Genomic DNA, 24,702 nt, shown 5'->3' on the forward strand with positions numbered 1-24,702 from the left:
GCGGTGATCCCTTCATCCATTCCACGGAAAAACCTCCGCGGCGTCAGGGCGCGGAGGCGGGTTCCAGCATAGCGGCGGACGACCGCCGTTCGCGTGTTACGGCACGGCCACCGGAGGCGACCAACGCCGATAGAGCGCGAGCAGGCGTACGCCTGTGACCAGGGACGCAGCCATGATCAGAGGGAACAGGCCATGCAGGTCGAGCCGGTACATAACCGTTACCAGCGCGGCTCCGAACAGAGCCGCCATCGCATAGATCTCACGTTGCAGGACCACCGGGATCTCGCCGGTGAGCAGGTCGCGGGTCAGGCCACCGCCGATCGCCGTGAGCATGCCCACAAGACAGGCACCGACCGCCGGCACGCCGGCGTCGAGCGCCTTGAGCGTGCCGGTCACGGTGAACAGGCCGAGGCCTGCGGCGTCCAGCAGCAGGACGGTACGGCGTACCCGATGGAGTCTCGGATGAAGCCGGAAGACCGCGACCGAGGCCAGCACGGCGGTCACCGCATACCGCCAGTCGGCGAACGCGAGGGGTGGCACCGAGCCGATCACGAGGTCGCGAAGGATCCCACCGCCGAGCGCGGCCGCGAAGCCGACGAACGCCACCCCGAAGATGTCGAGGCGCTTCGCGACGGCGGCCGAGGCGCCGGAGGCGGCGAACACCGCCACACCGATCAGATCCGCGACGAGCAGTCCGTATCCGCCCGTCACGACCGGATCAGGCCATCATCGATTCGTAGATCTCCTTGCACGCCGGGCAGACCGGGGAACCGGGCTTCGGCGTCTTGGTCACCGGGAACTTCTCCCCGCAGAGAGCCACGACGAACGTGCCCATGACCGCGCTCTCGGCGATCTTCTCTTTGCGGACGTAGTGGAACATCTCCGGACCGGTGTCGGCGTCCTTGGTCTCGGGACGCTCCAGGATCTGGGTGCTCACGGGTATCTGCCCTTCAGCGTGGGGTTTGAGGCGGGTTTCGAGGCAACGGGTGGAGCAAGGCTCCAGCCGACAAGTCTGACAGCTCACGCGTGGTCGGTCCAACGACAAGGCGACGTCCCGGCACCGTACGGTACTGATCGTGACTGACTTTGCGATTCGATTCGGCGAGCACGTGGCCCGCGCCCAGCGGGACGGCCGGCCGGTGGTGGCCCTGGAAAGCACGATCATCTCGCACGGGCTGCCGCACCCGGACAACCTGCGGGTCGCCCGGGAGATCGAGCAGACCGTCCGGGACAACGGGGCCGTTCCCGCCACCATCGGCATGATCGGCGGTCAGGTGGTCGTCGGCCTCGACGACGCCCAGATCGAACACCTGGCGCTCGCCCCGGACGTCGCCAAGCTCTCCGTCCGGGACCTGGCCATCGCGTCCGCCCGGCGGGCCGACGGCGCCACCACGGTGGCCGCCACCAGCGCCATCGCGGCGTCCGCGGGCATCGGCGTGTTCGCCACCGGCGGCCTCGGCGGCGTGCACCGGGAGGCGAACGTCACCTTCGACGAGTCCGCCGACCTCACCGAACTGGGACGCACCCCGATCGTCGTGGTCTGCGCCGGCGTGAAGTCGATCCTCGACGTGGGCGCGACCCTGGAACGCCTGGAGACCCTCGGCGTCTCCGTCGCCGGTTTCCAGACCAAGCGGTTCCCCGGCTTCTTCATCACCGACGGCGGCTTCGACATCGACTGGGCGCTCGACTCCGAGCAGCAGGTCGCCGACTTCATCAAGGCCCGCGCCGAGCAGAACGTCACCGAGGGTGCGCTGGTCCTGGCCAACCCGCTGCCGGTCGACGAGCAGCTCGACGTGGACCTGCACGACCGGACCCTGGCCTCGGGCCTGAGCCTGCTGGCCGAGCAGAACGTCACCGGCAAGGCGGTCACCCCGTTCCTGCTGTCGCACTTCCACTCCAGCACCGAGGGCAAGAGCCTCGAGGTCAACATCCGGATCATCCTGCGCAACTCGGCGCTGGCGGCCCGGATCGCCGCGGCGGCGAGCACCGGCGCGGCCGCCCCGGTCGGCTTCGGCGTCCCGGCGTGACCTCCGGGCCCCGGCCATGATCATCGTGGTCGGTGACCTGGTCACCGACGTGCTCGTCGAACACGACGGGCCGGTGCGCTACGGGTCGGACACCGAGGCGGCGATCCGGGTCACCGGCGGCGGCCAGGCGGCGAACACCGCGGCCTGGCTGGCACACAGCGGCCAGGCCGTGACGCTGGTCTCCGCGGTCGGCGACGACCTGGCCGGGCGCCAGCGGATCGCCGAACTGGAGTCCGGCGGTGTCCGCTGCGCCGTCCAGGTGCGCACCGGCGCGGCCACCGGCAGCGTGGTCGTGCTGACCGGCGCCACCGAACGCACGATGATCACCGACCGGGGAGCCTCGCTGCTGCTCGACCCGGAGCACGTGACCTCGGTGCTGGCCGGCGCTCCGGCGGGCAGCCACGTGCACCTGTCCGGCTATCCGCTGCTGCACGACGGGTCACGTCCGGCCGGCCTGGCGGCCCTGGCAGCCGCCGCACGGCACGGCCTCACGGTCAGCGTCGACGCGGCCTCGGCGGGACCGCTGCGGGACGCCGGTGCACAGGCCTTCCTTTCCTGGGTACGCGACACCGACGTGCTGCTGTGCAACGCGGACGAGGCGGACGTGCTGGCCGGGCCGGGCACGGCGGACGAGCAGGGCGGCCGGCTGACGGCGCACGTGCGTAACGCGGTGGTCAAGCAGGGGGCGGGCGGCGCCCTGTGGTGTGGACGGGACGGGTCGTCCTGGTCGGGGGCGGCTTCTCGCGTACCCATGAAGGATCCGACCGGCGCGGGTGACGCCTTCGCGGCGGGCCTGCTCACCGCATGGTTGTCCGGTCGCGGACCGGAAGCGGCCCTCACCGCCGGCGCCGAACTGGGCGCCCTGGCCGTCGGACGGATCGGCGCCCGCCCGTAGCTCTAGGCGGTGTGCTTCCGCGCTTCGGGTTCCTCGACGACCTCGGCGTCGATGGTGACGAACTCCGGCGTGGCCTGAGCCTGGTTCTCCAGGATGAGGGCCCGCCGGTAGTCCTCCCGGGCGGCCAGGTCGGCGGCCCGCTCGGCCTTGGTCTTGGGCGGACGGTCGTTGGCGATCAGCACCGCCGCCCAGGGCAGGCAGACCATGCCCACGCCGCAGAGCACCAGCCAGAGCGGGAGCAACGGCACCTGCAGGCTGACCAGGACGGCACCGAGGATGAGGCAGAGCGCCCGCGCCGCCATCATCGTCACGTAACGAATCTGCCGGCCGCGAAGCTGATCGTCCTGGCTGCGAGCCGCGTCGGTGATCAACACCGGATGCTGTTTCACGCGAGGTCTCCGATCGACCCCGTCATCCTCCCACCGCCCGGGCCGACATGCCCAGCGGGTCCGGGACCTACGCCTCCTTGGCCGCTTTCGCCTCCGCCTTGACCTGCTTCTTGTAGGCTCGCACCTTGACCAGCGACTCGTCGTCGGTGATGTCCGCGACAGACTTGTAGGCGTCCTCGCCGCCGTAACCGCCGGCCGCCTCCCGCCAGCCGTCCGGCCGCACGTCGCAGATCTTGCCGAGCAGGGCGACGAAGATCTGCGCCTTCTGCTTGCCGAACCCGGGCAGCGCCAGGATCCGCCGGTAGAGCTCGGCGCCGGTCGCCGCGGTCGTCCAGAGCGCCGCCGGATCCCCGTCGTACTCGTCGACCAGCACCCGGCAGACCTCCTGAACCCGGGACGCCATCGCCTTGGGGAACCGGTGCAGCGCCGGCGGCGTCGAGAAGATCGCCAGCAGCGCCTCCGGGTCGAACTCGGCGATCTCGGTCGCGGTGGGCGCGTGCCCGAGCCGCTCGGCCAGCACCCAGGGCGAGGTGAACGCCTTCTCCATGGTCACCTGCTGGTCCAGCGTGATGCCGATCAGCACGGCGAGCGGGTCCCGGTCGAGCAGCGCGTTGGCCTCGGCGGGAATGGGAAGCGTGAACGTCATGCGCTCATCTTGCTATCCCGTTGTCGGGGCAGGACACCGACCGGCGCCTCGGACACGACAACCCGAATAAGAAAATCCCTCATATCGCCCACATGACCATTAGGCGCACCTTGTGGTACAGATAGTGAATAAGTACCCTTACGGGCGTAAGATCCATTCGAAGGGCGCAGTTCCGAGAGGCGCGGTTCCGAGTCGGCCACTCGTCGAACGAGCCCGCGAATCGGCAAGCAACGCACATCACCCAAAAGGAAACGGCCCGCCGAAAGCGGGCCGTCTGACCGGCTCAGCCGGCGGGGTATGTCCCGATGCTAGCCGGTTCCCCAGGTGGATGTCCACCAGGACACGGGGATGAGCAGTGAGTCAGGCCATCGTGAAGGTCGCCGCATATGTGGACGGCTTCAACCTCTACAACGGCATGCATGACGCACGAGGAAGGCGCAGCCTCTGGCTGAACATGGAAAGCCTCCTCGGATCCCTGCTGCGAGCCGATCAGGAACTCTCGGTCGTTCACTACTTCACGGCCCTGGTGCAGGGCCCGAGCCGGCAACATCAACAAACGTACCTGGACGCGCTGAGAGCACACTGCGCCAGCACTCGCCTGCACGTCGGCCGCTTTCAATCCAAGCAAATGCGGTGCCGCGATTGCGGCCATTCCTGGATCTCCTACGAAGAGAAGGAGTCCGATGTCAGTCTGGCGGTTCAGATCGTCGAGGACGCCGCCGTGAACGTTTTCGATCATGCCTTGATCGTTTCGGGCGACAGCGACATGGCGCCGGCGATCAGGTCCGTCCGCCGCATCGCTCCCGACAAACGTCTTGTTGCCGTCTTCCCTCCGAAACGGAGCAGCGTGACGCTCAAGCAGGCCGCGGATTCCACGCTGCAGATCTACGACAAAGTCCCCGAACGCCACCTCTTGCCCGACATCATCAAGACCATCGACGGAACGGTCGTCAACCGGCCGGGTCATTGGCGATGATGACGCCGGCCACCCGACGGCTACACCAGAGGCGCACACCAGGCTCGACGGCAGCGCCACCGGTGGCATCCGCGCGACCCGCAACGATGTACCTGCGCGGCGAACGTGAGCGTGCGGTCGACGACGTCGCCGGGTCGATCCGGGCCGAGGGCCTGGAGCCCTCCTCGATCGCCACCGCACTGGCCGGCCTCTTCGCAAAGGGCCGCATCACCGCGGACCGGATGGAGGCGATGCTGTCGGCCTACCACCGCACCACGTGACGCCCACGATGACCTTTCCCGGTGCCGGGTGACGGCACACCGGGGGTCAGGTCTGGAGAGTGCGGGCCAGGGCCTCGTACGTGATGATGCGGACCTTCAGGGAGCGGCCGGCGACGCGGCTCAACTCGCCCACCTCCATCACGTGTTCGGCGACTCTGCGCAGGTCGGTGGGGGAACTGACCGGGCGTTGCATGCCGAGCGCCTGGACGGCGAGTCCCCAGAGTCCTTCGGCCATCTCCGCGCCGATCAGGTCGGCGAGGGCTTCCACCGCGTCCTGCTCGGTCGGCACGTCGTGGCCGATGTCGTCGTGGCGAGCCATCGTGGCGCCTCTCGCTGATGCTGTCGGTGGGTCAGAAGAGTTCGATGAGCGGTTCGGTGCCCGCGGCGTCCTTCGTGCCGGTCTGCGCGGCGTGGGTGGCCCGCTGACGGGACATGACGTGCTGGGTCCGCAGGTCCTCCACGTTGATGGAATTCTGGCGCAGTGCCTCCTCGGTGAGGTCGCCGTGGGCGTACGCGCTGGTGCTCTCGGCCTGGCGGCGCACGTCGGCGACCGCGTGGCCGACGTGTTCCAGCATCTGGCGGCTGATGTCCTGGAACTGGATGTGCCCGACCGCGCCGGTGGTCTCCACGCTGAGCGCGTTCGAGCTTCGCTGCACCTGGTCCGCGGCGCTCACGGTGTCCTTGAGGACCCCGCCGACCATCTCCGACATCTCCCGCTGCGCGTCGGCGATGCCGCCCAGGCGCCGGGTCATCGCGGTGTCCTGGTTCATCTCGGGTACGTCCTCGGCCCGGTCGAACTGGCTGTCGTCGGAGAGGACCGCGTCCAGTTTGGCGGTCAGGTCGGCGATGCTGCTGCCGATGCCCTGGGCGGCCTCCGCCGAGCGGTGGGCGAGTTTGCGCACCTCGTCGGCGACGACCGAGAAGCCCTCGCCGGCGTCTCCGGCGCGGACGGCTTCGATCATCGCGTTCAGGGCGAGGATGTTGGTGGCCCGGCTGACCTCCTCGATCTGGGCGACGTGCTGGTTGAGTTCGCGCATCTGGTCGACGAGCGCGCGGATCTGGTGGTCGCGGTACAGGAAGTAGGAGATCAGCTTGCCGAGGAGTTCCTCGTTGGAGGAGCTGACCCGGGTCAGTTCGTGTTCGGTGCGGGTGAGCGTGCCGGCGAGCTGGGAGACGTCGCCGGCCATCACCTCCGCGAGCTGGTCGACTTTGAGGAGCTGTTCGACGATCGCCTGGGCGGCGTCGCCGGTCTGCTCGATGACGTCGCGCACGTGGGCGTCGATCACGTCGCAGTACGGCGGGATCGGCGCCAGTGCGTCGGCCACGACGTCCCCGCTCACCTGCTTCGTCTCCCCGGTCGGAGCCGTTGCGGCTCGGCGGAGAAGGCTGGGCATGCGATACCTCCGTAACTCATGAGCGGTCAGGCCCCCGGCAGCACCTGCTTGATGACGCCGAGCAACTGCTCCGGTCCGACCGGTTTGACCAGCCAGCCGGTGGCGCCGGCGTTCTTCGCCTCGGTGCGTTTGGTCTGTTCCGACTCTGTGGTGAGCATGAGGATCGGAGTGAACCGCATGCCGGGGGCCTTGCGCGCCTCGCGGGCGAAGGTGATCCCGTCCATCTGGGGCATGTTCACATCACTGATGATCAGGTTGGGTTTGACCCCTTTGCTGAGCTTCTCCAGCGCCTCTTTGCCGTGGCCCGCGGTCTCGACCTGGTACCCGGCCTTGGTGAGGATGGATTTGAGGCTCATGAGCATGGTGGCGGAGTCGTCGACGAGCATGACGGTGGTCATGGCGGATCACTTCCTTGTCGGCTGGCCTGGCCGCTGCCCCCGGTGAGCAGCGGAAGCACCTGCGATGCCAGGAAGGCGTCGGTCGGTGCTGACGAGATCTTCGGCCGGAAGAGCATGAGGGCCTGAAGCGCGCCGGTGTGCAGGTGACTGCACCTGCGCAGGCTCACCCGGGGCCGGCGAGCGGCCCGCAGCCAACCGACCAACTGCTCGACCTCGTCGACCGACACGACGCCGGCGAGTGTGGCGCTGTCGTCATGCAACTCGAGCGGCAAGGCCGAGCACCTCCTTCATGTTGAGTACGAGCAGGACCAGGCCGTCGCCGAGCAGAGCCGTTCCGGAGAACTCGTCCGCGTACGCCAGCAGTCCTTCCATCGGTTTGAGGATCACGTCGACCTCGCGGTGGAACTGTTCGACGAGCAGCCCGACCCGCTGGCCGTTGACGCTGACCACGAGGATCCGGCGGTCGGTGGGGTCCTCCGGGGACCAGGGCATGTCGAGGGCACGGGCCAGGTCGATCACGGGGATCACCTCGCCGCGCATCACGACCACCTCCTGGTGCAGTACCCGGCCCATCTCGGCGGCCGGGACGCGTACCGTCTCGACCACCAGATCGACCGGAATCCCGAACCTCTGACCCGCGACGCTGACCACCATCACCTGGGTGACGGCCATGGACAGCGGCAGGCGCAGCCGGGTGGTGGTGCCGTGGCCGAGTCGCGACCGCATGGTCACGGTCCCGCCGAGCTTCTCGACGCTGGCGCGGACCGCGTCCATGCCGACGCCCCGGCCGGAGAGGTCGGACACCTGGTCGGCGGTGGAGAAGCCGGCCCGGAAGACCAGGTCGACGGCTTCGACGTCGGACATCGTCTCCAGCTCTTCCTCGCTGATGAGCCCTTTCTCGTACGCCTTGCGTTTGACCCGTTCCGGGTCGATGCCGCACCCGTCGTCGGACACTTCGACGATGACCGCGTCGCCGTCCGCCACCGCGGCCAGGGTCAGCTTCGCGGAGCCCGGTTTGCCGGCCGCCAGCCGCTGGTCGGGGGTTTCGATGCCGTGGTCGAGGCTGTTGCGGACCAGGTGTACCAGCGGGTCGCCGAGCGCCTCGATGACGTCCTTGTCCGCCATCGTGTCCTCGCCCTCGGTGACCAGTTCGATGGTCTTGCCGAGGCGCCGGCTGAGGTCGCGGACCAGGCGCGGGAACCGGTTGAAGGCCACCGACAGCGGGAGCATCCGGACGTCCATCACCGCGGCCTGGAGTTCCTCGGCGATCCGGTGCATGCCGGAGTACTGGTCCTTGATCCGCCGGCTGAGCACCCGGCTGCCGAATTCCTCCTCGGCCGCGTCGGCGAGGAAGGTCAGGCCGTTCTTCGCCACGTTGAGTTCGCCGACCAGCTCCATCAGCCGGTCGACCTTCTCCTGGTCCACCTTCAGGACCTTGGTGCCGACCTGGCCGTTCGGGTCGTCGGCCCGGGCGACCGGGGCCTCCGCCGGCGCCGCGGTGGTGGCCGGGGCACCCGACGGGGTCAGCGGCATCACCGGTGCGGGGGCCGCCTCGGCGAGCAGTCGTTCGATGGCAGCCAGGATCGCCGGGCGGGCGGCGTCCGTCAGGACGGTCGGGACACCCAGCGCGTACGCCGCGGCGGAGACCGCGTGGCAGACCGAGCGCAGGTGGACCGCCTCGTCGTCGGGGCGCAGTTCGAGCGAGCGCTGGGCGGCGCTGAGCACGGCCCGGGCGTCGGCGGCGATCTCGCTGTCGGCCACCTCGGTGACCGCCACGTGCACCGGCTCCTCGGCTTTCAACGGCGGTTCGCCGCGCAGGTGCCGGGTGATCGCGTCGGCGTCCAGTTCGACGACCTGGACCTGGTCCTGGACGTACCGGAAGAGGTACTCCAGTTCGCCGACCGCGGCCCGGGTGGCGAACACGAACGAGATCAGGCAGGCGTACTCGTCGTAGTCGTCGACCGGCGGCCACTGCTGGGGGCGGACCGCGCCGAGGTGTTCCAGGGCCGGCACCTGCCGGACCAGGTGCAGCGGGTCCTCGGCACGGAAGAAGCAGTCCGTGTCCGGGGTGTACCAGAGGAAACGCATGGTCGACGAGGTGGTCTCCAGCCACGCCGCGGTCGTGCTCAGCCAGTCGGCGTCGAACCAGGCGAGCCATTCGGGGGCGGCGTCGACCACCCGCGGCGGGACCGCGGCGGCGTGGGCGGCGACGCTGACCGGTTCGCCGCCGATCGGGGCGCGCAGCTTGGTGATCAGCAGGGCGGCGTCGGTGCCCGCGCCGACGGGTAGGCGTTCGTGGGCGGTGACGTGCGCCAGCCAGCCGCGGATCAGGTCGAACGCGGCCAGCAGGTCGTCCACCATGCCGGAGTCCAGGGCCAGTTTGCCGGCGCGTACCGCGTCGAGAAGGTCTTCGGCGGCGTGGGTCAGGCGGGTCAGTTCCGGGAAGTCGAACAGGCCGGACGAGCCCTTGAAGGTGTGCGCGCCCCGGAAGACCTCGTTGACCAGTTCCGCGTCGCCGGGCCGCTGCTCCAGTTGGAGCAGGCCCTCGTCGACCTGGGCGAGCAGGTCGTTGGCCTCGGCGAGGAACTGGGAGAGCAGCGGGTTCATGCCGGGACGCCCCTCTGTGCGGTGAGCATCCCGGCGATCCGGACCAGCCGGTCGCCCGCCACCGGTTTGACCAGGTAGAGGTTCGCCCCGGCCCGGTACGCCAGGTCCGCGTCACCCGGCCGGTCCTCGGTGCTGATCATCACCACCGGCGCCGGGGTGCCGACGGTCGCCGACCGCAGCGCCTCGACGCAGGCGTACCCGTTCATCTTGGGCATGTTCACGTCCACGACGAACAGGTCGTACGCGGTGGTCATCGCCGCTTCGACGGCCTCCAGCCCGTTCGCCGCCTCGTCCACCTGGAAGCCGCCCTCGGCGAGCAGGCTGGTGTGGTACATCCGTACCGTGGCGGCGTCGTCGACGACGAGGACCCTGGGTCTGGTCGCGGTATCCGAGGTCATCACTTCGCTCCGGTCGGTCGCTGGTAGACGATGCCCTCCGGCAGGCGGGCCGGCGTGAAGATCGGCGAGATCCGGCTCATCGACTCGGAATGACCGAGGAAGAGGTATCCGCCGGGACGCAGCGCGCCGTACAGGTTCTCGGCCGCCCGCCGGCTGGACAGCTCGTCGAAATAGATCAGGACGTTGCGGCAGAAGATGACGTCGAAGTCGCGGAACGCCCGCATCGAGAGGGTGTCGCAGATGTTCACCCGGTGCAGCGTGACGGCGCTGCGGATGCCGTCCTCGACCTGGTACCGCCCGGCGCCGGCGGCGACGAAGTGCTTGTTCAGCCAGGACTTGGGCACCCGTTGCAGGGACCGTTCGCCGTAGCTGGCCTGGGCCGCCTTGGCGAGCACCTCGCTGTCGATGTCCGCGCCGTGGATCTCGACGTCCACGTGGTCGATCTGGTCCCACTCCTCCAGGAGCCGCAACGCGATCGAGTACGGCTCCTCCCCGGTCGAGCAGGGCAGCGAGAGGATCTTGACCGGTCCGACGATCCGGTTCACCCCGCCGCGGTCGGCCAGGACGCCCGGCAGCACCGTGCTGAGCATCGCGTCGAACTGGTAGTCCTCGCGCAGGAAGTACGTCTCGTTGACGGTGAGCTGGTTGATCAGGCCCTGCAGCATCGAGGACCGGTCGTTCATCCGCAGCGCCGAGAACCAGCTGGCGAACGTGTCGTACTCCGACTCGCGGATGCACGTCTCGATCCGCTTGTCGACGAAGTAGCGCTTGGCCGACGTGAAGTGGATGCCGGTGCGCTTGTAGAAGTACTCGCAGAACCGCGCGAAGTCCGGGTCGGACAGGCCGGCCGTGGCGGTGGCCATCACGCGGTACCGACCAGGCGGGAGACCGCCGTCTGAACCGTGAAGCGCAGGAACGGGTCGCCGGGGAAGCGGTGCACCGCCTCCTCCAGCACGTCGGCGTGCTCGGAGGTGGCCACCGGGAGCAGCGCGTCGATCGCGGCGGTCACCACGTTCGGATGGCTGTCCTCGGCGATCATCCGGACCAGCCAGGTCTTCGCCTCGGGGTGCGGCAGGTCGGCCAGGACCATCGCGGTCATCACCCGGATGTCGTGGTCGGGGGCGGCGAGCAGGTCCGGGATCAGGGACGGCGTCGACCTCGGCATGGTGGCCAGCGCCTCCGCGACGGCGGTCCGCAGACCGGGGTCGTCGCTGGCCAGGTGTACGGCGAGCGCCCCGGCCACCTCCTCGGTGTCGTGCACCGCGAGGGTGGTGAGCACGGCGTCCCGGACCCGGGACTCGGTCTCCACCGTGGCCCGGATCAACAGGGCGTGCACCGCCTCGGTCACCCCGTCCAGCGCCAGGGCGGCCTCCCGGCGTACCTCCGGATCCGGGTCGTCCAGCTGGCGCATCAGCGCCTCGGCCGCCGGTTGTTCCGGCGACACCTCCTCGGGCGCCTGCGGTGCCTGCTTCCGGACGAGTCCCATCGTGATCACCCTTCCTCGACGAACTCAGCGAACCCAGTCGGCGAGCCGGTGGGCGATCTCGTACGAGGGCAGCACCACGCTGGCCCCGCCCCTTCGGGACAGTTCACCGGGCATGCCCCAGACCACGGCGGTCTCCTCCGCCTCGGCGATGGTCCGGCCACCACCCTCCTTGACCAGGCACATCTCGGCGGCGCCGTCGTCGCCCATGCCGGTCAGCAGGACGCAGACCAACCGCTGCGGGTCGAGGTAGCGGCGGGCCGAGGCCACCATCCGGTCCACGCTCGGATGCCAGCGGTACTCGGCCCCGGACGGCACGCTCTTCACGATCAGGCCGTCGGTGCGGCGGGCCACCACGACGTCCGCCCCGCCCCGGCCGATGTAGATGTTGCCGCGCTGCACGTTCATCACGCGGTCCACCTCGTGCACCCGCAACGCGCAGACCTCGTCGAGGCGCCGGGCCAGGGCCGCGGTGAACGACGCCGGGATGTGCTGGGCCAGCACCACCGGGGCGCCGAGGCCGGCCGGCAGCTGCGGCAGCAGGTCGGAGAGCAGCGCCGGGCCGCCGGTGGACGAGCCGATCAGGACCAGGTCGACCGCGCCGACCGCGCTGACCTCCCGGCGTGGTGGGGCCGCGGCGCTCCTGCGGGTCTGCTGCCGGACCCGGTCGGACAGCCCCCCGGCCCGCTTGAGGCGGGCCGAGGCGGCCTCCCGGACCTTGCTCACCAGTTCGACGGCGACGTCGTCGATGTTGAGCGAGACGGTTCCGCCCGGTTTGGGGACGTAGTCGACCGCGCCCAGTTCCAGCGCCTCCAGCGTGACGAGCGCGTTGTGGTCGGTCAGTGAGGAGACCATCACGACCGGTGTGGGCTGCTGGTCCATGATCTGGGCCAGGCAGGTCAGGCCGTCCATCTCCGGCATGTTGACGTCGAGGGTCACCACGTCCGGCTGGATCCGGCCGAGTTGCTCCAACGCGTCGACACCGTTGCGAGCGGTGTGCACGTCGAAGCCGCCGTCGGCGAGGATCCCCTTGAGCGCCCGGCGCATGAGGGCCGAGTCGTCGACGATCAGGACAGAGGTGGCTGCCACCGGAGCCTCCGATCAGACGCCGACCAGCGCCTCGTCGGCGGCGGTCTCACACACGGTTTCGCACAGTTCGGCGGCATCGGCCGCCTGGTTCGCCGCCAGGAGCTGATCCACCTGTACGAGCAGAAGCATGCGCTGCTGGTCCGGCAGGTTGGCCACCCGGGACACCACCCGGGCCTGTTCCGCGGAGAGTTCCGGAGCCGGCTCGAGGACGTTGCGCCCGACCCGGGCCACCTCGGCGACCGAGTCGACGATGAAGCCGGTCCGGACCCCACCGATGATCAGCACCACGATCCGCTGGCGTTCGTCGCGCTCGGTCCGGCCGAGTCCCAGCCGGGTCCGCAGGTCGACCACCGGCAGCACGGTCCCGCGCAGATTCACCAGGCCTTCCACGAAGTCGTACGACTTCGGCACGCGGATCAGCGCCTCGGGCACCCGGATGATCTCCTGGACGGTGTCGACGTCGACGGCGTACTCCTCGTCGTCGAGGCGGAACACCACGAACAGCTCCTCGTCGCCACGCCCGTCGTCGGCGTCCCGGCCCCGTTCCTCGATCATCTCCGGCTGGTCCTCCTGGTATTCGGCGATCTCGTCGCGGACCTCGGGCGAATCGAACATCCGGTTCACGTTCAGCACCGAGACCAGTCGTCTGCCGTCCTCGAGACGGCACACCGACTCCACCTCGGTCTTGCGCCCCTCACCCGCGACCACCGGCGGCAGCGGGGCGACCAGCTGGTGCGGGACCCGCAGCACCTCCCGGACGGTGTCCATCACGACGCCGACCACACCACCGTCGATGGAACACACGACGATCCGGTTCTGCGGTTCCAGCGGGGTCACCGGCAGCCCGAAGACCCGGCGCATGCTCACCACCGGCAGCAGCCGGCCGCGCAGGTCGATCACGCCGAGGACCCGGTTGCCGGCGTTCGGGATGTGGCTGACCGACTCGGGCGCCTGGACGATCTCCTGCACCTGGTCGATCGGCAGGGCGTACTCCTGGCCCTCGACCGCGAAGCTGACCAGTTCCAGGGTGTCGTCCGACTCCCCGTCCAGGTCGTCCTCGACCTCGGCGGGCATCCGGGCGGTGGCCGAACCGTCGCGACCGAACCGCTTGTCGGTGAGCCGGGAGAACTGGCTGCCGATCAGCCGGTCCACGTCGAGCACCGTGGTCATCGCCCCGTCGTCGTCCTTGATCACCCCGACCAGGACGTCGGAGCGGACCGTGGCCTGCACCGACTCGGCCGCCTCCATGCTCTGCGGATCGATGCTGACCACGCTCGCCACCAGGTCGACCACGAAGCCGAGCGGCACACCGCCGTCGACCACGATCACCCTCGTCTGCTCGTCGTGCTCGGCCTGCGGCATCCCGCAGCAGGTCCGCAGGTTGACCACGGGCAGCACCCGGCCACGCAGGTTGGCCAGGCCCTCCAGCGACGGTGGGCCGAGCGGCACCTTGACCACCGAGGGCATCCGGATGATCTCCTGGACCCGGCGCATCGGGAAGGCGTACCGCTCCCCCGCCATGGTGAACGTGACGTAGTCGGCGCTGTCGTTCTCCTCGGGCCCTGCGGCGGCGAGGTCCTCGTCGGTGTCCATGCGTCGTACCCTCCCCGTCCGGTCAGGCCGCGTTGTTCTGCAGCTCGTCGGCGAGCGCGGCGATCTCCTCGACCGCGGCCGCGAGCTCTTCGGCGCCCTGCGCCTGTTCCCGGGCCGCCGTCGCGGACTGGGCCGCCAGCTGCTCCGCCTCGTTCGCCGACGAGGAGATCTGATCCAGGCCGCTGCGGATCTCGGCAAGTGAGCCGGCGATCTGCTTGGCCCCTTCCCGGACCTCCTGGTTGCCGCCGCGCACCTGTTGCATGTCGCGTTCGATCTCCTCCAGGCGGGCGGTGGTGGTCTTCGCCGACTCGGCCTCGGCCAGCGAGAGCCGGCTGGTCTCCTCCAGATCGCTGCGAACCTCGCCGATCCGGTCCTGCACCGACTTGACCAGGTCCTTGATCCGGTCCGCGTTGTCCGCCGAGTCCCGGGCCAGGTTGCGGATGTCGGTGGAGACGACCGCGAAGCCCTTGCCGAACTCGCCGGCCCGGGCCGACTCGACGGAGCCGTTCACCGCCAGCATGTTGGTCTGGATCGAGACGTTCGCGATGGCGTCGACGATCTTGTCGATCCGGCGGGAGATCTGCTCCAGCTCGGTGACCTTGCGGACGTTCTCGGTGCCCTCCCGGGCCGCGGTGCCGATCGCCTCGATCATCGAGCCGACCTGTTCCCGGTTCGTGACGAGCAGTTCCAGGATCGCGTCGGAACGATCCACCGCCGCCTCGCCGCGCTTCGCCGAGAGCTGGGCGCCCTGCTCGATCTGGGTCACCGCGTCAGTGGTCTGCCGGCATTTCTGCGCAGCGGTACGGGACCCGGCGTTGATCTCGTTGATCGCGACGTTGATCTGGCCGGCCGCTCGGTTGATCTCCTCCACCGCGGCGGAGAGCTCCTCGGCGGCCGAGGCCACGTCCTCCGCGCTCTTGGCGATGTCGGTGCTGTTGCGCAGCGACTCGGCGACCTCGGCCAGCGACTCGGCGGCCTGCTCGCTCTGGTTCAGCGCCTGTGTCTGCTGGGCCACCGTCTGCAGTGATTCCTCGCAGGCCGCGGACTGTTGCTCGGCCGCCGCGGCGATCTCCTCGGAGTACTGCTTGGCGTTGCTCGCCGACCGCTGGGCCTGCTCCGCGGTCTCGGCCATCTCCGTCGCCCCGGCCATGATCGAGCCCATGTCGGCGCGCATCATCTCCAACTGCGAGTTGATGGTCTTGCCCTTCTCCGCCTCGCTGCGGGCCGCCTCCGCGGACGCCTGCACCGCCCCGGCGATGTCGGTGACGCTGTTGCGCACCTCGTCGATCAGGTCGCGGATCTGCCGGGCGCTGCGCTCACTGGTCTCGGCGAGCGTGCGGACCTCGTCGGCCACCACCGCGAAACCCTTGCCGTGCTGACGGGCCCGGGCCGCCTCGATCGCGGCGTTCAGGGCGAGCAGGTTGGTCTGGTCGGCGATGTGCGCGACCGTCTTGACGATCTCGCCGATCTCGTCGGCCTGCTTCTCCAGTTCGGAGATGGTGGACACCGAGGCGCTCTGCCGGGCCGACGCACTGTCGACGTTGGTGAGCAGGTTGTTGATCCCGATCCGGGCCTCGTTGAGCGAGTTCTGCAGGACCTGGCAGACCTCGGCCACCTGACGGGTGGTCTGCTGCTGCCGGTTGACCCGCTCCTCGATCTGGTTCATCGCGGCCAGGCTCTGCTGCGTCGCGCCCGACGACTCCTCGGCGCCGGCCGCGATCTGCTGCATCGACTCGGAGAGCTGACGGGAGGCCTCCGACGCCTGGGCGTTCTGCGCGGAGATCTCGGCGGTGGCGGTGGCGATCCGTTCGGCTGCCTGCTGCTGCTTGGCCACCGACCGGGCCTGGCGGCGGGTCGCGTCGGTGTCGCCGGCCCGGGGCGTTCCGCCTCCCGTACGCACCGGACGGGACGACGCGGCGGGGCGGGCCGAACGGGAGTCGGCTGCACGCCCGGTGGAGGTGCTGGTGAGGGGCATGGGTGGTCTCCCATCAGAGTCCGGTCGATCCGGCGCGAGAGGGATCAGGTCGCCGCGATCGGGGGCACGCCGTCCGGTCATCGCCGGAGAAAGTGGTCGACGTGCCCCATCCGACCAGCCAAATCGTGGCATCGACCAGCACTCCCACGAGGAGGTATTCGGCTATTCCGATTGATTTCGCCGGGTCGGGATCCATCGCCGGCCCGCGCTGCCGGACCTCGGAGAAAGACAGGGCAGCCCTCGGGTACGAGCACCGGCCGCCCTCGGATACGGTCGGACGCGCCGTGACGACCACGGCGTGAGGACGGCGGGAGAACGATGCGCGCACTGGTTCAGACGGTCAGCCGGGCGAGCGTACGCGTCGACGACGACACCGTCGGAGAGATCAAGGACGGGTTGCTGGTGCTCGTCGGGATCACCCACGACGACACCGCGGCGAAGGCCGCCGACCTGGCTCGCAAGACGTGGGAGCTGCGGATCCTCGACGGCGACCGGTCCGCCGCGGACGACAATGCGCCGCTGTTGGTGGTCAGCCAGTTCACCCTCTACGGCGACGCGCGCAAGGGACGGCGGCCCACCTGGAACGCGGCGGCGCCCGCCGAGGTGGCCGAGCCGCTGGTCACGGCATATGTGGAGGCGCTGCGCGCCCGGGGAGCGACCGTGGAGACCGGCCGCTTCCGGACGCACATGCTGGTCGAGAGCGTGAATGTCGGACCGCGCACGGTCCTGCTGGAGCTCTAGAAGACCGGATCCCTAGAAGAACAGGCCGCGCCGCTGCGCCGCCTGACGCATCCACTGGTCCAGCCGGCTCGTCCAGTCGACCTGGTCGGCGGTGGCGTAGTCGACGTCGAAGCTGCCGAACGCGTCGTGCCCCTCGATGAACAGCCCGCCGCGCTTGTCCAGCTCCAGCACCACCTGCAGTTTGTGCGCGGTGGGCAGGAAGGTCAGCTCAAGCTGGTTGATGCCGCTCGCATACTGCGCGGGCGGGTAGAACTCGATCTCCTGGTAGAACGGGAGCTGCTGCTCCACGCCGTAGACCCGGCCCTTCTCGACATCCGCCCTGTGGAAGCGGAACCCGAGACGCAGCAGGGCCTCGAGGATGCGCTCCTGGGCCGGCAACGGGTGCACCACCACCGCGTCCAGGTCGGATTTGTCCACCGCGCGGGCCACCTCGAGTTCGGTGGACATGCCCATCGTCATGCCGTGCAGGTGCTGCCCGTACACCTCGGTGATCGGGGTCTGCCAGGGCACCTCGAACCGGAACGGCACGTCGTGCCGGGCGCCCGCCTCGAGACGGAACGAACCGGTCAACCGTTGCCGGTGGAACTCCTGGTTCGTCTGGTATTCACTGTCGCCGCTCTCCACCTCGACCCGGGTCATCAGGCCGATCGCCAGGTATTCGATGTCGACGGCGTGCTCGCCACCGACCACGTGGACCTGACCCTCCAGAAATCCGCCCGGGTGTGTGTTCGGGTTCGACAACACCGTGTCGACGGACGGCCCACCGACACCCAGAGCCTGCAACATCCGCTTGAAGACCACGACGATCCCTCCTCGGCCAAGCACATTATCGGCGTACGGCAAGCGCCCGTATGGGGCGAACGCCCGGGATGTCGCCGTTTGCGTCGTCAGGGTTCTCCCTGATTCATGCCACCTGGACGCCGGCCTCACCTCCGCTTAACGCCCCTGCGACGAAGCTTGCTTCACCGGCACGGAAGTGACGGTACGCACGAGACGTTACTCGCGGGGAGGGGACTCAAGTGGTCCTGGAGATGAAGGCGTCGGAGTCCATGACGGTGGTTGAGGACAGCATGACCGACGAAGTCGAGCCCATGGCCGACCTGGACGCCACCGACGAGCGTGGCGTCTCGGCCGACCTGGTCCGTGCGTACCTGAACGGCATCGGCCGGACCCGGCTGCTCACCGCGGTCGAGGAGGTGACACTCTCCAAGCGCATCGAGGCCGGCCTGTTCGCCGAGGAGAAGCTGCCGACCGCCGACGCCGACCTGGCGCCCCTGCTGCGGGTGATCGCCGCAGAGGGCAAGTCCGCCAAGAACCACCTGCTCGAGGCCAACCTGCGGCTCGTGGTGAGCATCGCCAAGCGGTACACCGGACGCGGCATGGCGTTCCTGGACCTGATCCAGGAGGGCAACCTCGGCCTGATCCGCGCCGTCGAGAAGTTCGACTACACCAAGGGCTACAAGTTCTCCACGTACGCCACCTGGTGGATCCGCCAGGCCATCACCCGCGCCATGGCCGACCAGGCCCGCACCATCCGCATCCCGGTGCACATGGTCGAGCAGGTCAACCGGATGGTCCGCTGCCGCCGCGACCTGGCCGCCGCCCTCGGCCGCGAACCCGGCATCAGCGAGATCGCCAAGGCGATGGACGTGCCGGAGTTCCAGGTCATCGAGCTCATCTCGTACGACCGGGAGCCGGTCAGCCTGGACCAGGCGGTCGGCGAGGACGGCGAGAGCGCCCTCGGTGACTTCGTCGCCGCGGCCGGCCCGAGCCAGCCCGGCGAGGGCGCCTCGCAGGGCGAACTGCGCAGCGAGGTGGAGATCGTGCTGTCCACCCTCTCCGAGCGGGAGTCCGCGGTGATCCGGCTGCGCTTCGGCCTCGACGACGGCCGCCAGCGCACCCTCGACGAGGTGGGCCGCGAGTTCGGTCTGAGCCGCGAGCGCATCCGCCAGATCGAGAAGGTGACGATGCTCAAGCTGCGCGACCCGGAGCGGGCCTCCCGCCTCGAGGCCTACGCCTCCTGAACCTCGTAGGAAAGCCCCCGGTCGTGAGCCGGGGGCTTTTTCACGGGCTGCGCAGCCGGCGCGGGCCGGTGTCCGGGCGGACGCCGGCGTCACCGAACTCGACGGCCGCGTGCAGCACCGAGAAGCCGTCCGGCCGCATCAGCACCGGGTTGAGGATCAGCGAACGGACCCGCGGATGCCGGTCCGCGATCTGCCCCACCCGCAGCAGCAGGTCGATCAGGGCCGCCCGGTCGACCGGGGTGGACCCGCGGTAACCGTGCAGCAGCGGGGCCGCGCGCGGCTCGTCGACGAGCGCCTCGGCCGCCCGGTCGGTCAGCGGGGCCGCGCGCCAGGCCAGGTCGCCGAGCAACTCGCTGGCCACGCCACCCAGCCCGAAGCCGACGACCGGACCGAACGCCGGATCCTCGACGACCTCGGCCACACAGGCCACCCCGGGCGCGACCATGGTCTGCACCAGGACGCCCGGACCGAAGTCGCGGACCAGTTCGCGGTAGGCAGCGCGTACCCCGGAAGGGTCCTTGAGGGCGAGGCGCACCGCGCCGAGGTCGATCCGGTGCCGCAACCCCCCGCCCGCCGCCTTGAGCGCGACCGGATATCCCAGCTCGGCCGCCGCGGTGACCGCACCGTCCTCGTCGTCGACGAGCGTCGACGGCACGACCGGGATGCGATAGGCGGCCAACAGATCGATCGCGGTCTCGGCCCTCTCAGCCGCGGCGTGATCCACATCGGACAGGGTCGGCAGCACGCCGGGCGGGCGCCGGAGCCACTCGGCGTAGGTCACCACCCGGGACAGGGCGCGGACCGCCTCCTCGACCGAGGGGTAGGCCGGCACGCGTGGCGGCACCTGACCGAAAACGACCGTGGCCACCGTAGGCTTCTCCCCGGCCAGGGCGACACTGGCCAGCGCGGTGGCGAAGTCGGTGTCCTCCTCCGACAACTGACCCGGAACCGGCGGCGCATAGACGACCACCAGCGCGTCCACCCCGTCGTCGACCGCCGCGTCAGCGAGCGCGTCGGCCAGGTCATGGGCACTGGCCAGCGGACTGATGTCGTGCGGATAGCCGGTGGCGATCACCAGGCCGGCCGCCCGGCAGGCGACCACCGCCAGTTCGGCCAGCGCGGACGAGTTGCCCACCACCGCCACCCGGCGCCCGGACGGCAGCGGCTGATGCGCCAGCAGCATGCCGACGTCGAACATCTCCTGCACGGTGTCCACCCGGATCACGCCGGACCGGGCGAACAGCGCGGTCACCGCATGCACGTCCGGACCCGGCATGTCACCGGCCAGACCCGGCGGGCGGGTCGCCGAGGCCACCGCGACCACCGGCTTGACCCGGCTCATCCGGCGGGCCAGCCGGGCGAACTTCCGCGGATTGCCGAAACTCTCCAGGTAGAGCAGCACCATGTCGGTGCCGGGATCGTCCTGCCAGTACTGCAGGAGATCGTTTCCGGACACGTCGGCCCGGTTGCCGGCCGAGACGAAACTCGACAGACCCAGCCCCCGGCGATCGGCTTCGGCCAGCAGCGCCACCCCGAGCGCGCCGCTCTGCGCGAAGAAACCGACCCGCCCCGCCGACGGCAGACGCGGCGCCATGGTGACGTTGAGACGCACCTCCGGATCGGTGTTGGCGATCCCGAAACTGCTCGGGCCGATCACCCGCAGACCCAGCACGTGCGCGGCCTCGATCAGATCCCGCTGCCGGGCCGCGCCCTCCGGACCGACCTCGGCGAACCCGGCCGAACCGATCACGACACCACCGGCCCCGGCACGCGCGGCATCGGCCACGGCCTCCGCCACCGCGGGGGCGGGCACGGCGATCAGGGCAAGGTCGATAGCCACTCCGGCATCCACCGCCCTCCGGTACGCCGTGAGCCCGGCGACCCGGTCCGCGGCGGGATGCACCGGCACGAGCTCACCGGTGTAGCCACCGTCCCGCAGATTGCCGAGCATCGCCGCGCCGACACCCTGACCACTCGCGCTCGCGCCGTAGACGGCGACACCCCGCGGCGACAGCAGCCGGGCGATCGAACGGGCCTCGGTCAGATGCTCCCGCGACTCCTGCACCTCCCGCGACCGCTCGGTCGGGGCGATCGGGAAACTCAGATGCACCACACCGTCCGCGTACCGTCGATGCACCTGGTAGCCGGAGTCGCCGAAGACCCGCAGCATGCCGCTGTTCTCCGGGAGCACCTCGGCGACGAAGCGGGTGAGGCCGCACTCCCGGGCCGCCTCGGCCAGATGTTCCAGCAGCACCGAACCGATGCCCCGGCCCTGATGCGCGTCCTCGACGACGAAGGCGACCTCGGCCTCCGGGGAATCCCAGCCGAGCCGCTCGTAACGGCCGACCGAGGTGATCCGGCCGTCCGAGACGGTCACGAACGCCTCGCGGTCCCGGTGATCCACATTGACGAAACGCAGCAGATCGCGTTCCGGAATGCGCGGATAGGGCGAGAAGTACCTGAGGTAGCGGGTGCGGTCGCTCATCCGGGAGTGGAACTCCACGATGGCCGGTGCGTCCTCGGGACGGATCTGCCGCAGGTGCACGGTGCTGCCATCAGCGAGCAGCACGTCGGCGCTGCGCTTCACCGCGCCCACCTCCTTCGACGCTTCGCTGCGTCTTCTGCGCTCTTCGTGCTCTTCTCCGCGGTGCCGTGACTCAGTCCCGGGGGTCGTGCGGGTCCAGGCCGTGCAGGGGGAAGACCGACAGGCGGGTGGCCTGGATCGCCCGGTCGATCGGGTCGGTGTCGCCCGGCGACCAGTGCTCGATCACCGGCTCGGTGCCGTCCGTCATCGTCTCCGGAATCCTAGTGCCCGGACGCCGCGTCGCCGCGAGGGTCCGCCACCTCGCAGGCGTCGGCGTCGACGGGGCGATCGGGTCGCCGCTGGCCACCGCGAGCAGGTGCGTCCAGGCCCGCGGGACGACCTCGACGAGGGCGTACCCGCCGCCGCCGGTGGCCACCCAGCGCCCGTCGCAGACCTCGTCCGCGAGCTGCCGGATGGCGATGTACGCCGCGCGCTGACCGTCCACCGACAGCCGCAGGTCGGCGAGCGGGTCCAGCAGATGCGCGTCGGCGCCGCACTGGCTGACGATGATCTCCGGGGCGAACGCGCGCACCACCGACGGCACGATCGCGTGGAAGGCGCGCAGCCAGCCGGCGTCGCCGGTGTCCGGGGGAAGCGGCACGTTCACCGCGGTGCCCTCCGCCTTCGGGCCACCGGTCTCGTCGGCGAACCCGGTCCCGGGGAAGAGCGCGAGCGGACTCTCGTGCAGGCTGACCGTGAGCACCCGCGGGTCGTTCCAGAACGCGGTCTGCACGCCGTCACCGTGGTGCACGTCCACATCCACGTACGCCACCCGCTCGGCACCATGTTCCAGCAGCCAGGCGATGGCAACCGCCGGATCGTTGTAGACGCAGAAACCGGCGGCCCGGGCCGGCATCGCGTGATGCAGGCCGCCGGACACGTTCACCGCGCGGCGGGCCGCACCGGTCCAGACCGCCTCGGCTGCCGCGATGGTCGCCCCACAGATCCGCGCCGACGCCTCGTGCATCCCCTCGAAGACCGGATTGTCCGGGGTGTTCAACCCCCATCCGGTGAAGAACGGATCGATCGGTGCCAGCCGCACCGCCTCGAGGTAGTCTTCGCGGTGCACCCTGGTGAGATCGATCTCACTCGCCGGACGCGGAGTGATCATCTGAATACCGGGACGATCCAGGACACCCAGCTCGCGAGCCAGGACCATGGTCAGTTCCACCCGCACCGGATCCAGCGGATGATCACCCATGTCGTAATCGAGCAGCGCACTGTCCCACACCACAGCAGTCGCGTCATCCGCCATGCGGGACATGCTGCCACGCGGCCCATCCCTCGGACGGGGGAGCATGTGTCGTTAGCACACTTGTTTTGGGTCGGGTAGGGTCGTATGCCACTTGCTCGGGGCGGAAGCGAACCCCCGGTGACGAGGTATTATCGCTGCTGGGAGGGCCGTATCATGAACGATCTCGTCGATACCACCGAGATGTATCTGAAGACCATCCTCGAGCTCGAGGAAGAGGGCATCCCCGCCCTCCGCGCCCGGATCGCCGAGCGCCTGCGCCAGAGCGGTCCCACCGTGAGCCAGACCGTCGCCCGCATGGAGCGCGACGGGCTCCTCACCGTCGAGGGCGACCGTCATCTCGTCCTCACCGAGCTGGGCCGCAGCGCCGCCGTCGCGGTCATGCGCAAACACCGTCTCGCCGAACTGCTGCTGGTCAACGTCATCGGCATGCCCTACGAGGAGGCCCACGAGGAGGCCTGCCGCTGGGAGCACGTGATGAGCGACGCCGTGGAGAAGCGCGTCTACGAACTGCTCAACAAGCCGACCCGCTCGCCGTACGGCAACCCCATCCCGGGGCTGGACCAGCTGGGCGCCCCGGACGAGACCGCCGAGTCACTGCTGCACGGAGAGCGCAACCTCGCCTTCCCCGGGCTGTCCGGCAGCGTGGTGGTCCGGCGGATCTGCGAGAGCGTGCAGACCAACGCCGACGTGCTGCGCCAGCTGCACGCGGCCGGGATCGACCCGGGGACGACGGTGACGGTGGCCCAGGAGCGCGACGGGGTGACCATAGACCGCTCGGGCGACAAGATCCGGTTGCCGCGTGAGGTGGCTTCGCGGGTGTTCGTGGCCGCTCGCTGAGGTCCTCGCCCTCGGCTTTCCGACGCTGACGCCACCGGTTCCGCTGCTGCGGGACGGTGGCGTCTGTCGTTCCCCGGTCCGTCTGCTCTCCCGACGGATGTGTTCCGCGGTGGCGCGAGTCAGCGGGTAGCCGGCCGTGACCCACCCGGGGTCAGCCGTCGATCCGCTTCTCCCCCCTGCCGGGTCAGCCGTCGGGCCTCTTCGCCCGGCCGGGTCAGCCGTCGGGCCGCTTCTCCACCGGCCGGGTCAGCCGTCGGTCGTGGACATCGCCTTCGCCAGGACCAGCAGCTTCTTGTTCATGGCGGTGACGGCGTCCGCCTTGGCGCCCTTGGCGAAGGTGAAGCGCAACGTCTGCAGCTGCTTGGCCTCACTCAACCAGCCGATCTCGACGATCGGACCGTGGCCGCCGCCGGCCTTGGTGTTGAGCCGGTACCCGGCCTTGCCCAGGCCCTTGAGCTTCGTCGCCTTGGCCGGCATCCGCTCGGCCAGGAACAGGTCGGCGTCGGCCTTCGTGGTCTCGACGACCGAGAGTGCCAGGTCGGGCCACGCCTCGACGTTCTGCACCACACAGGTGGACGTGTCGTCGATCTGGTCGGCCGCCGCCACCGAGAACCGGACGCCGATCTTCTCCTCGATGAAACCCCAGTCCCAGAGGATGCAGGCGCCACCGGCCGACGCCGCGGGTGGCACGACCACCTCGACCGGGGGCAGGGCTGCGGAGGCGCTCTCCTCGCGCACGCTGCAACCGGACACGGCGAACAGGGCGAGGGCGCCGAGGACGGCGAGACTCGTACGCACTGGATGATCCTCCCGGGTCGGGCACACGGTACTAACCCGCAGGCCCGAGCGAAAGACTCGTTTCACTGGTCATCGATGTACGGACAGTGACGGCAACCACGTTCGCAGCAGGTGCCGCGGTCGGCCAGGAACCCGGCGCTCAACACGAAAAGTCCGGAATCCGGATCGAGGTAGCCCGCCTGCCCACCGTCCAGTGCCGCCGCATGGGCCGCCAGGATCTCCGGCCGCCGGGGATGGCCGGCCGAAAGACGGCTCGGATGCGGCTCGGTCAGGGCGCGCGGCGCCAGCGGAAGACGCTTCACGAGCCGAACCTTACTACTTGACGTGGCATGT

27 protein-coding genes are annotated in these 24,702 nt (G+C 69.8%); 7 read left to right on the plus strand and 20 right to left on the minus strand.

Annotated elements, in window-relative coordinates; translation table 11 throughout:
- Positions 1-96: 96 nt before the first annotated feature.
- Both QSK32_RS25110 and QSK32_RS25115 read right to left on the minus strand, forming a co-directional pair.
- Positions 97-711 carry a trimeric intracellular cation channel family protein gene (locus tag QSK32_RS25110; RefSeq protein ID WP_045747949.1) on the minus strand — a complete coding sequence of 205 codons (615 nt, stop codon included), beginning with the start codon at positions 709-711 and terminating at the stop codon, positions 97-99.
- A gap of 7 nt (positions 712-718) precedes the next feature.
- Positions 719-943 (minus strand): DUF3039 domain-containing protein, encoded by a 225-nt coding sequence (locus tag QSK32_RS25115; RefSeq protein ID WP_083449714.1) that lies wholly within the window; start codon positions 941-943, stop codon positions 719-721.
- A 133-nt stretch (positions 944-1,076) separates the two neighbouring features.
- Here QSK32_RS25115 and QSK32_RS25120 point away from each other — a divergent pair, with 133 nt between their 5' ends.
- Positions 1,077-2,027, plus strand: a complete 951-nt coding sequence (locus tag QSK32_RS25120) for a pseudouridine-5'-phosphate glycosidase (RefSeq protein ID WP_045747947.1) — start codon at positions 1,077-1,079, stop codon at positions 2,025-2,027.
- A 16-nt stretch (positions 2,028-2,043) separates the two neighbouring features.
- Entirely contained in the window at positions 2,044-2,922 is an 879-nt protein-coding gene (locus tag QSK32_RS25125; RefSeq protein ID WP_285473342.1) for a carbohydrate kinase family protein, read from the plus strand.
- A 2-nt stretch (positions 2,923-2,924) separates the two neighbouring features.
- On the opposite strand, the gene QSK32_RS25130 is transcribed toward QSK32_RS25125, so the two are convergent.
- Together QSK32_RS25130 and QSK32_RS25135 are read right to left on the minus strand one after the other, a co-directional pair.
- Entirely contained in the window at positions 2,925-3,311 is a 387-nt protein-coding gene (locus QSK32_RS25130) for a DUF3099 domain-containing protein (RefSeq protein ID WP_045747945.1), read from the minus strand.
- Positions 3,312-3,378: 67 nt separating this feature from the next.
- Complete coding sequence (locus QSK32_RS25135) at positions 3,379-3,957, minus strand: HhH-GPD-type base excision DNA repair protein (RefSeq protein ID WP_285473343.1); 579 nt, start codon at positions 3,955-3,957, stop codon at positions 3,379-3,381.
- Between the two features lie 355 nt (positions 3,958-4,312).
- Between QSK32_RS25135 and QSK32_RS25140 the strand changes: the two genes are divergently transcribed.
- Together QSK32_RS25140 and QSK32_RS25145 are read left to right on the plus strand one after the other, a co-directional pair.
- A complete protein-coding gene (locus tag QSK32_RS25140) occupies positions 4,313-4,933 on the plus strand; it encodes an NYN domain-containing protein (protein WP_285473344.1) in 621 nt (206 codons plus the stop codon).
- A 62-nt stretch (positions 4,934-4,995) separates the two neighbouring features.
- Entirely contained in the window at positions 4,996-5,193 is a 198-nt protein-coding gene (locus QSK32_RS25145; protein ID WP_285473345.1) for an antitoxin VbhA family protein, read from the plus strand.
- Between the two features lie 46 nt (positions 5,194-5,239).
- On the opposite strand, the gene QSK32_RS25150 is transcribed toward QSK32_RS25145, so the two are convergent.
- The 11 genes from QSK32_RS25150 to QSK32_RS25200 are packed head-to-tail and all read right to left on the minus strand — an operon-like array spanning position 5,240 to position 16,130.
- Positions 5,240-5,512, minus strand: coding sequence for a hypothetical protein (locus QSK32_RS25150; protein ID WP_045747941.1), 273 nt, complete (start codon positions 5,510-5,512; stop codon positions 5,240-5,242).
- A gap of 31 nt (positions 5,513-5,543) precedes the next feature.
- Positions 5,544-6,587 (minus strand): methyl-accepting chemotaxis protein, encoded by a 1,044-nt coding sequence (locus tag QSK32_RS25155; RefSeq protein ID WP_045747940.1) that lies wholly within the window; start codon positions 6,585-6,587, stop codon positions 5,544-5,546.
- Between the two features lie 26 nt (positions 6,588-6,613).
- Positions 6,614-6,985: a response regulator gene (locus QSK32_RS25160; protein ID WP_045747939.1), complete on the minus strand. Its 372-nt coding sequence runs from the start codon at positions 6,983-6,985 to the stop codon at positions 6,614-6,616.
- Complete coding sequence (locus tag QSK32_RS25165; protein WP_045747938.1) at positions 6,982-7,257, minus strand: hypothetical protein; 276 nt, start codon at positions 7,255-7,257, stop codon at positions 6,982-6,984. The genes QSK32_RS25160 and QSK32_RS25165 overlap by 4 nt, the downstream gene beginning before the upstream one ends.
- The gene (locus QSK32_RS25170; protein WP_285473346.1) at positions 7,238-9,592 is read right to left on the minus strand and encodes a chemotaxis protein CheA; all 2,355 of its coding nucleotides are present in this window, start codon (positions 9,590-9,592) and stop codon (positions 7,238-7,240) included. Before QSK32_RS25170 ends, QSK32_RS25165 begins: the two co-directional genes overlap by 20 nt.
- Positions 9,589-9,990: a response regulator gene (locus QSK32_RS25175; protein WP_045747936.1), complete on the minus strand. Its 402-nt coding sequence runs from the start codon at positions 9,988-9,990 to the stop codon at positions 9,589-9,591. The genes QSK32_RS25170 and QSK32_RS25175 overlap by 4 nt, the downstream gene beginning before the upstream one ends.
- Entirely contained in the window at positions 9,990-10,853 is an 864-nt protein-coding gene (locus QSK32_RS25180; protein WP_045747935.1) for a CheR family methyltransferase, read from the minus strand. The genes QSK32_RS25175 and QSK32_RS25180 overlap by 1 nt, the downstream gene beginning before the upstream one ends.
- Positions 10,853-11,476: a HEAT repeat domain-containing protein gene (locus QSK32_RS25185; RefSeq protein WP_285473347.1), complete on the minus strand. Its 624-nt coding sequence runs from the start codon at positions 11,474-11,476 to the stop codon at positions 10,853-10,855. The genes QSK32_RS25180 and QSK32_RS25185 overlap by 1 nt, the downstream gene beginning before the upstream one ends.
- A gap of 24 nt (positions 11,477-11,500) precedes the next feature.
- Positions 11,501-12,562 carry a chemotaxis-specific protein-glutamate methyltransferase CheB gene (cheB, locus tag QSK32_RS25190; protein WP_083449712.1) on the minus strand — a complete coding sequence of 354 codons (1,062 nt, stop codon included), beginning with the start codon at positions 12,560-12,562 and terminating at the stop codon, positions 11,501-11,503.
- Positions 12,563-12,574: 12 nt separating this feature from the next.
- Entirely contained in the window at positions 12,575-14,155 is a 1,581-nt protein-coding gene (locus QSK32_RS25195) for a chemotaxis protein CheW (protein WP_045747933.1), read from the minus strand.
- A 22-nt stretch (positions 14,156-14,177) separates the two neighbouring features.
- On the minus strand, positions 14,178-16,130 hold the full coding sequence (locus tag QSK32_RS25200) for a methyl-accepting chemotaxis protein (RefSeq protein ID WP_045747932.1): 1,953 nt from the start codon (positions 16,128-16,130) through the stop codon (positions 14,178-14,180).
- 318 nt (positions 16,131-16,448) lie between these two features.
- Between QSK32_RS25200 and dtd the strand changes: the two genes are divergently transcribed.
- Complete coding sequence (gene dtd / locus QSK32_RS25205; RefSeq protein WP_285473348.1) at positions 16,449-16,871, plus strand: D-aminoacyl-tRNA deacylase; 423 nt, start codon at positions 16,449-16,451, stop codon at positions 16,869-16,871.
- Positions 16,872-16,883: 12 nt separating this feature from the next.
- Here dtd and QSK32_RS25210 read toward each other — a convergent pair whose 3' ends face one another.
- Positions 16,884-17,672: a sporulation protein gene (locus QSK32_RS25210; RefSeq protein ID WP_285473349.1), complete on the minus strand. Its 789-nt coding sequence runs from the start codon at positions 17,670-17,672 to the stop codon at positions 16,884-16,886.
- 269 nt (positions 17,673-17,941) lie between these two features.
- Between QSK32_RS25210 and sigB the strand changes: the two genes are divergently transcribed.
- Positions 17,942-18,895, plus strand: a complete 954-nt coding sequence (gene sigB / locus QSK32_RS25215) for an RNA polymerase sigma factor SigB (protein WP_285473350.1) — start codon at positions 17,942-17,944, stop codon at positions 18,893-18,895.
- 40 nt (positions 18,896-18,935) lie between these two features.
- On the opposite strand, the gene QSK32_RS25220 is transcribed toward sigB, so the two are convergent.
- Positions 18,936-21,491 carry a bifunctional acetate--CoA ligase family protein/GNAT family N-acetyltransferase gene (locus QSK32_RS25220; RefSeq protein ID WP_285473351.1) on the minus strand — a complete coding sequence of 852 codons (2,556 nt, stop codon included), beginning with the start codon at positions 21,489-21,491 and terminating at the stop codon, positions 18,936-18,938.
- A 61-nt stretch (positions 21,492-21,552) separates the two neighbouring features.
- A complete protein-coding gene (locus tag QSK32_RS25225) occupies positions 21,553-22,734 on the minus strand; it encodes an acetoin utilization protein AcuC (protein WP_045741531.1) in 1,182 nt (393 codons plus the stop codon).
- A gap of 153 nt (positions 22,735-22,887) precedes the next feature.
- Between QSK32_RS25225 and QSK32_RS25230 the strand changes: the two genes are divergently transcribed.
- Complete coding sequence (locus QSK32_RS25230; protein ID WP_045741530.1) at positions 22,888-23,571, plus strand: iron-dependent transcriptional repressor DtxR; 684 nt, start codon at positions 22,888-22,890, stop codon at positions 23,569-23,571.
- 246 nt (positions 23,572-23,817) lie between these two features.
- Here the strand turns inward: QSK32_RS25230 and QSK32_RS25235 are convergent, their stop codons facing one another.
- On the minus strand, positions 23,818-24,369 hold the full coding sequence (locus QSK32_RS25235) for a hypothetical protein (protein ID WP_052720285.1): 552 nt from the start codon (positions 24,367-24,369) through the stop codon (positions 23,818-23,820).
- Positions 24,370-24,431: 62 nt separating this feature from the next.
- On the minus strand, positions 24,432-24,671 hold the full coding sequence (locus QSK32_RS25240) for a DUF5522 domain-containing protein (RefSeq protein ID WP_045741529.1): 240 nt from the start codon (positions 24,669-24,671) through the stop codon (positions 24,432-24,434).
- Between the last annotated feature and the right edge of the window lie 31 nt (positions 24,672-24,702).

Origin of the sequence: Actinoplanes sp. NBRC 101535 (genome assembly GCF_030269225.1) — a bacterium.
Lineage (GTDB): Bacteria > Actinomycetota > Actinomycetes > Mycobacteriales > Micromonosporaceae > Actinoplanes > Actinoplanes rectilineatus.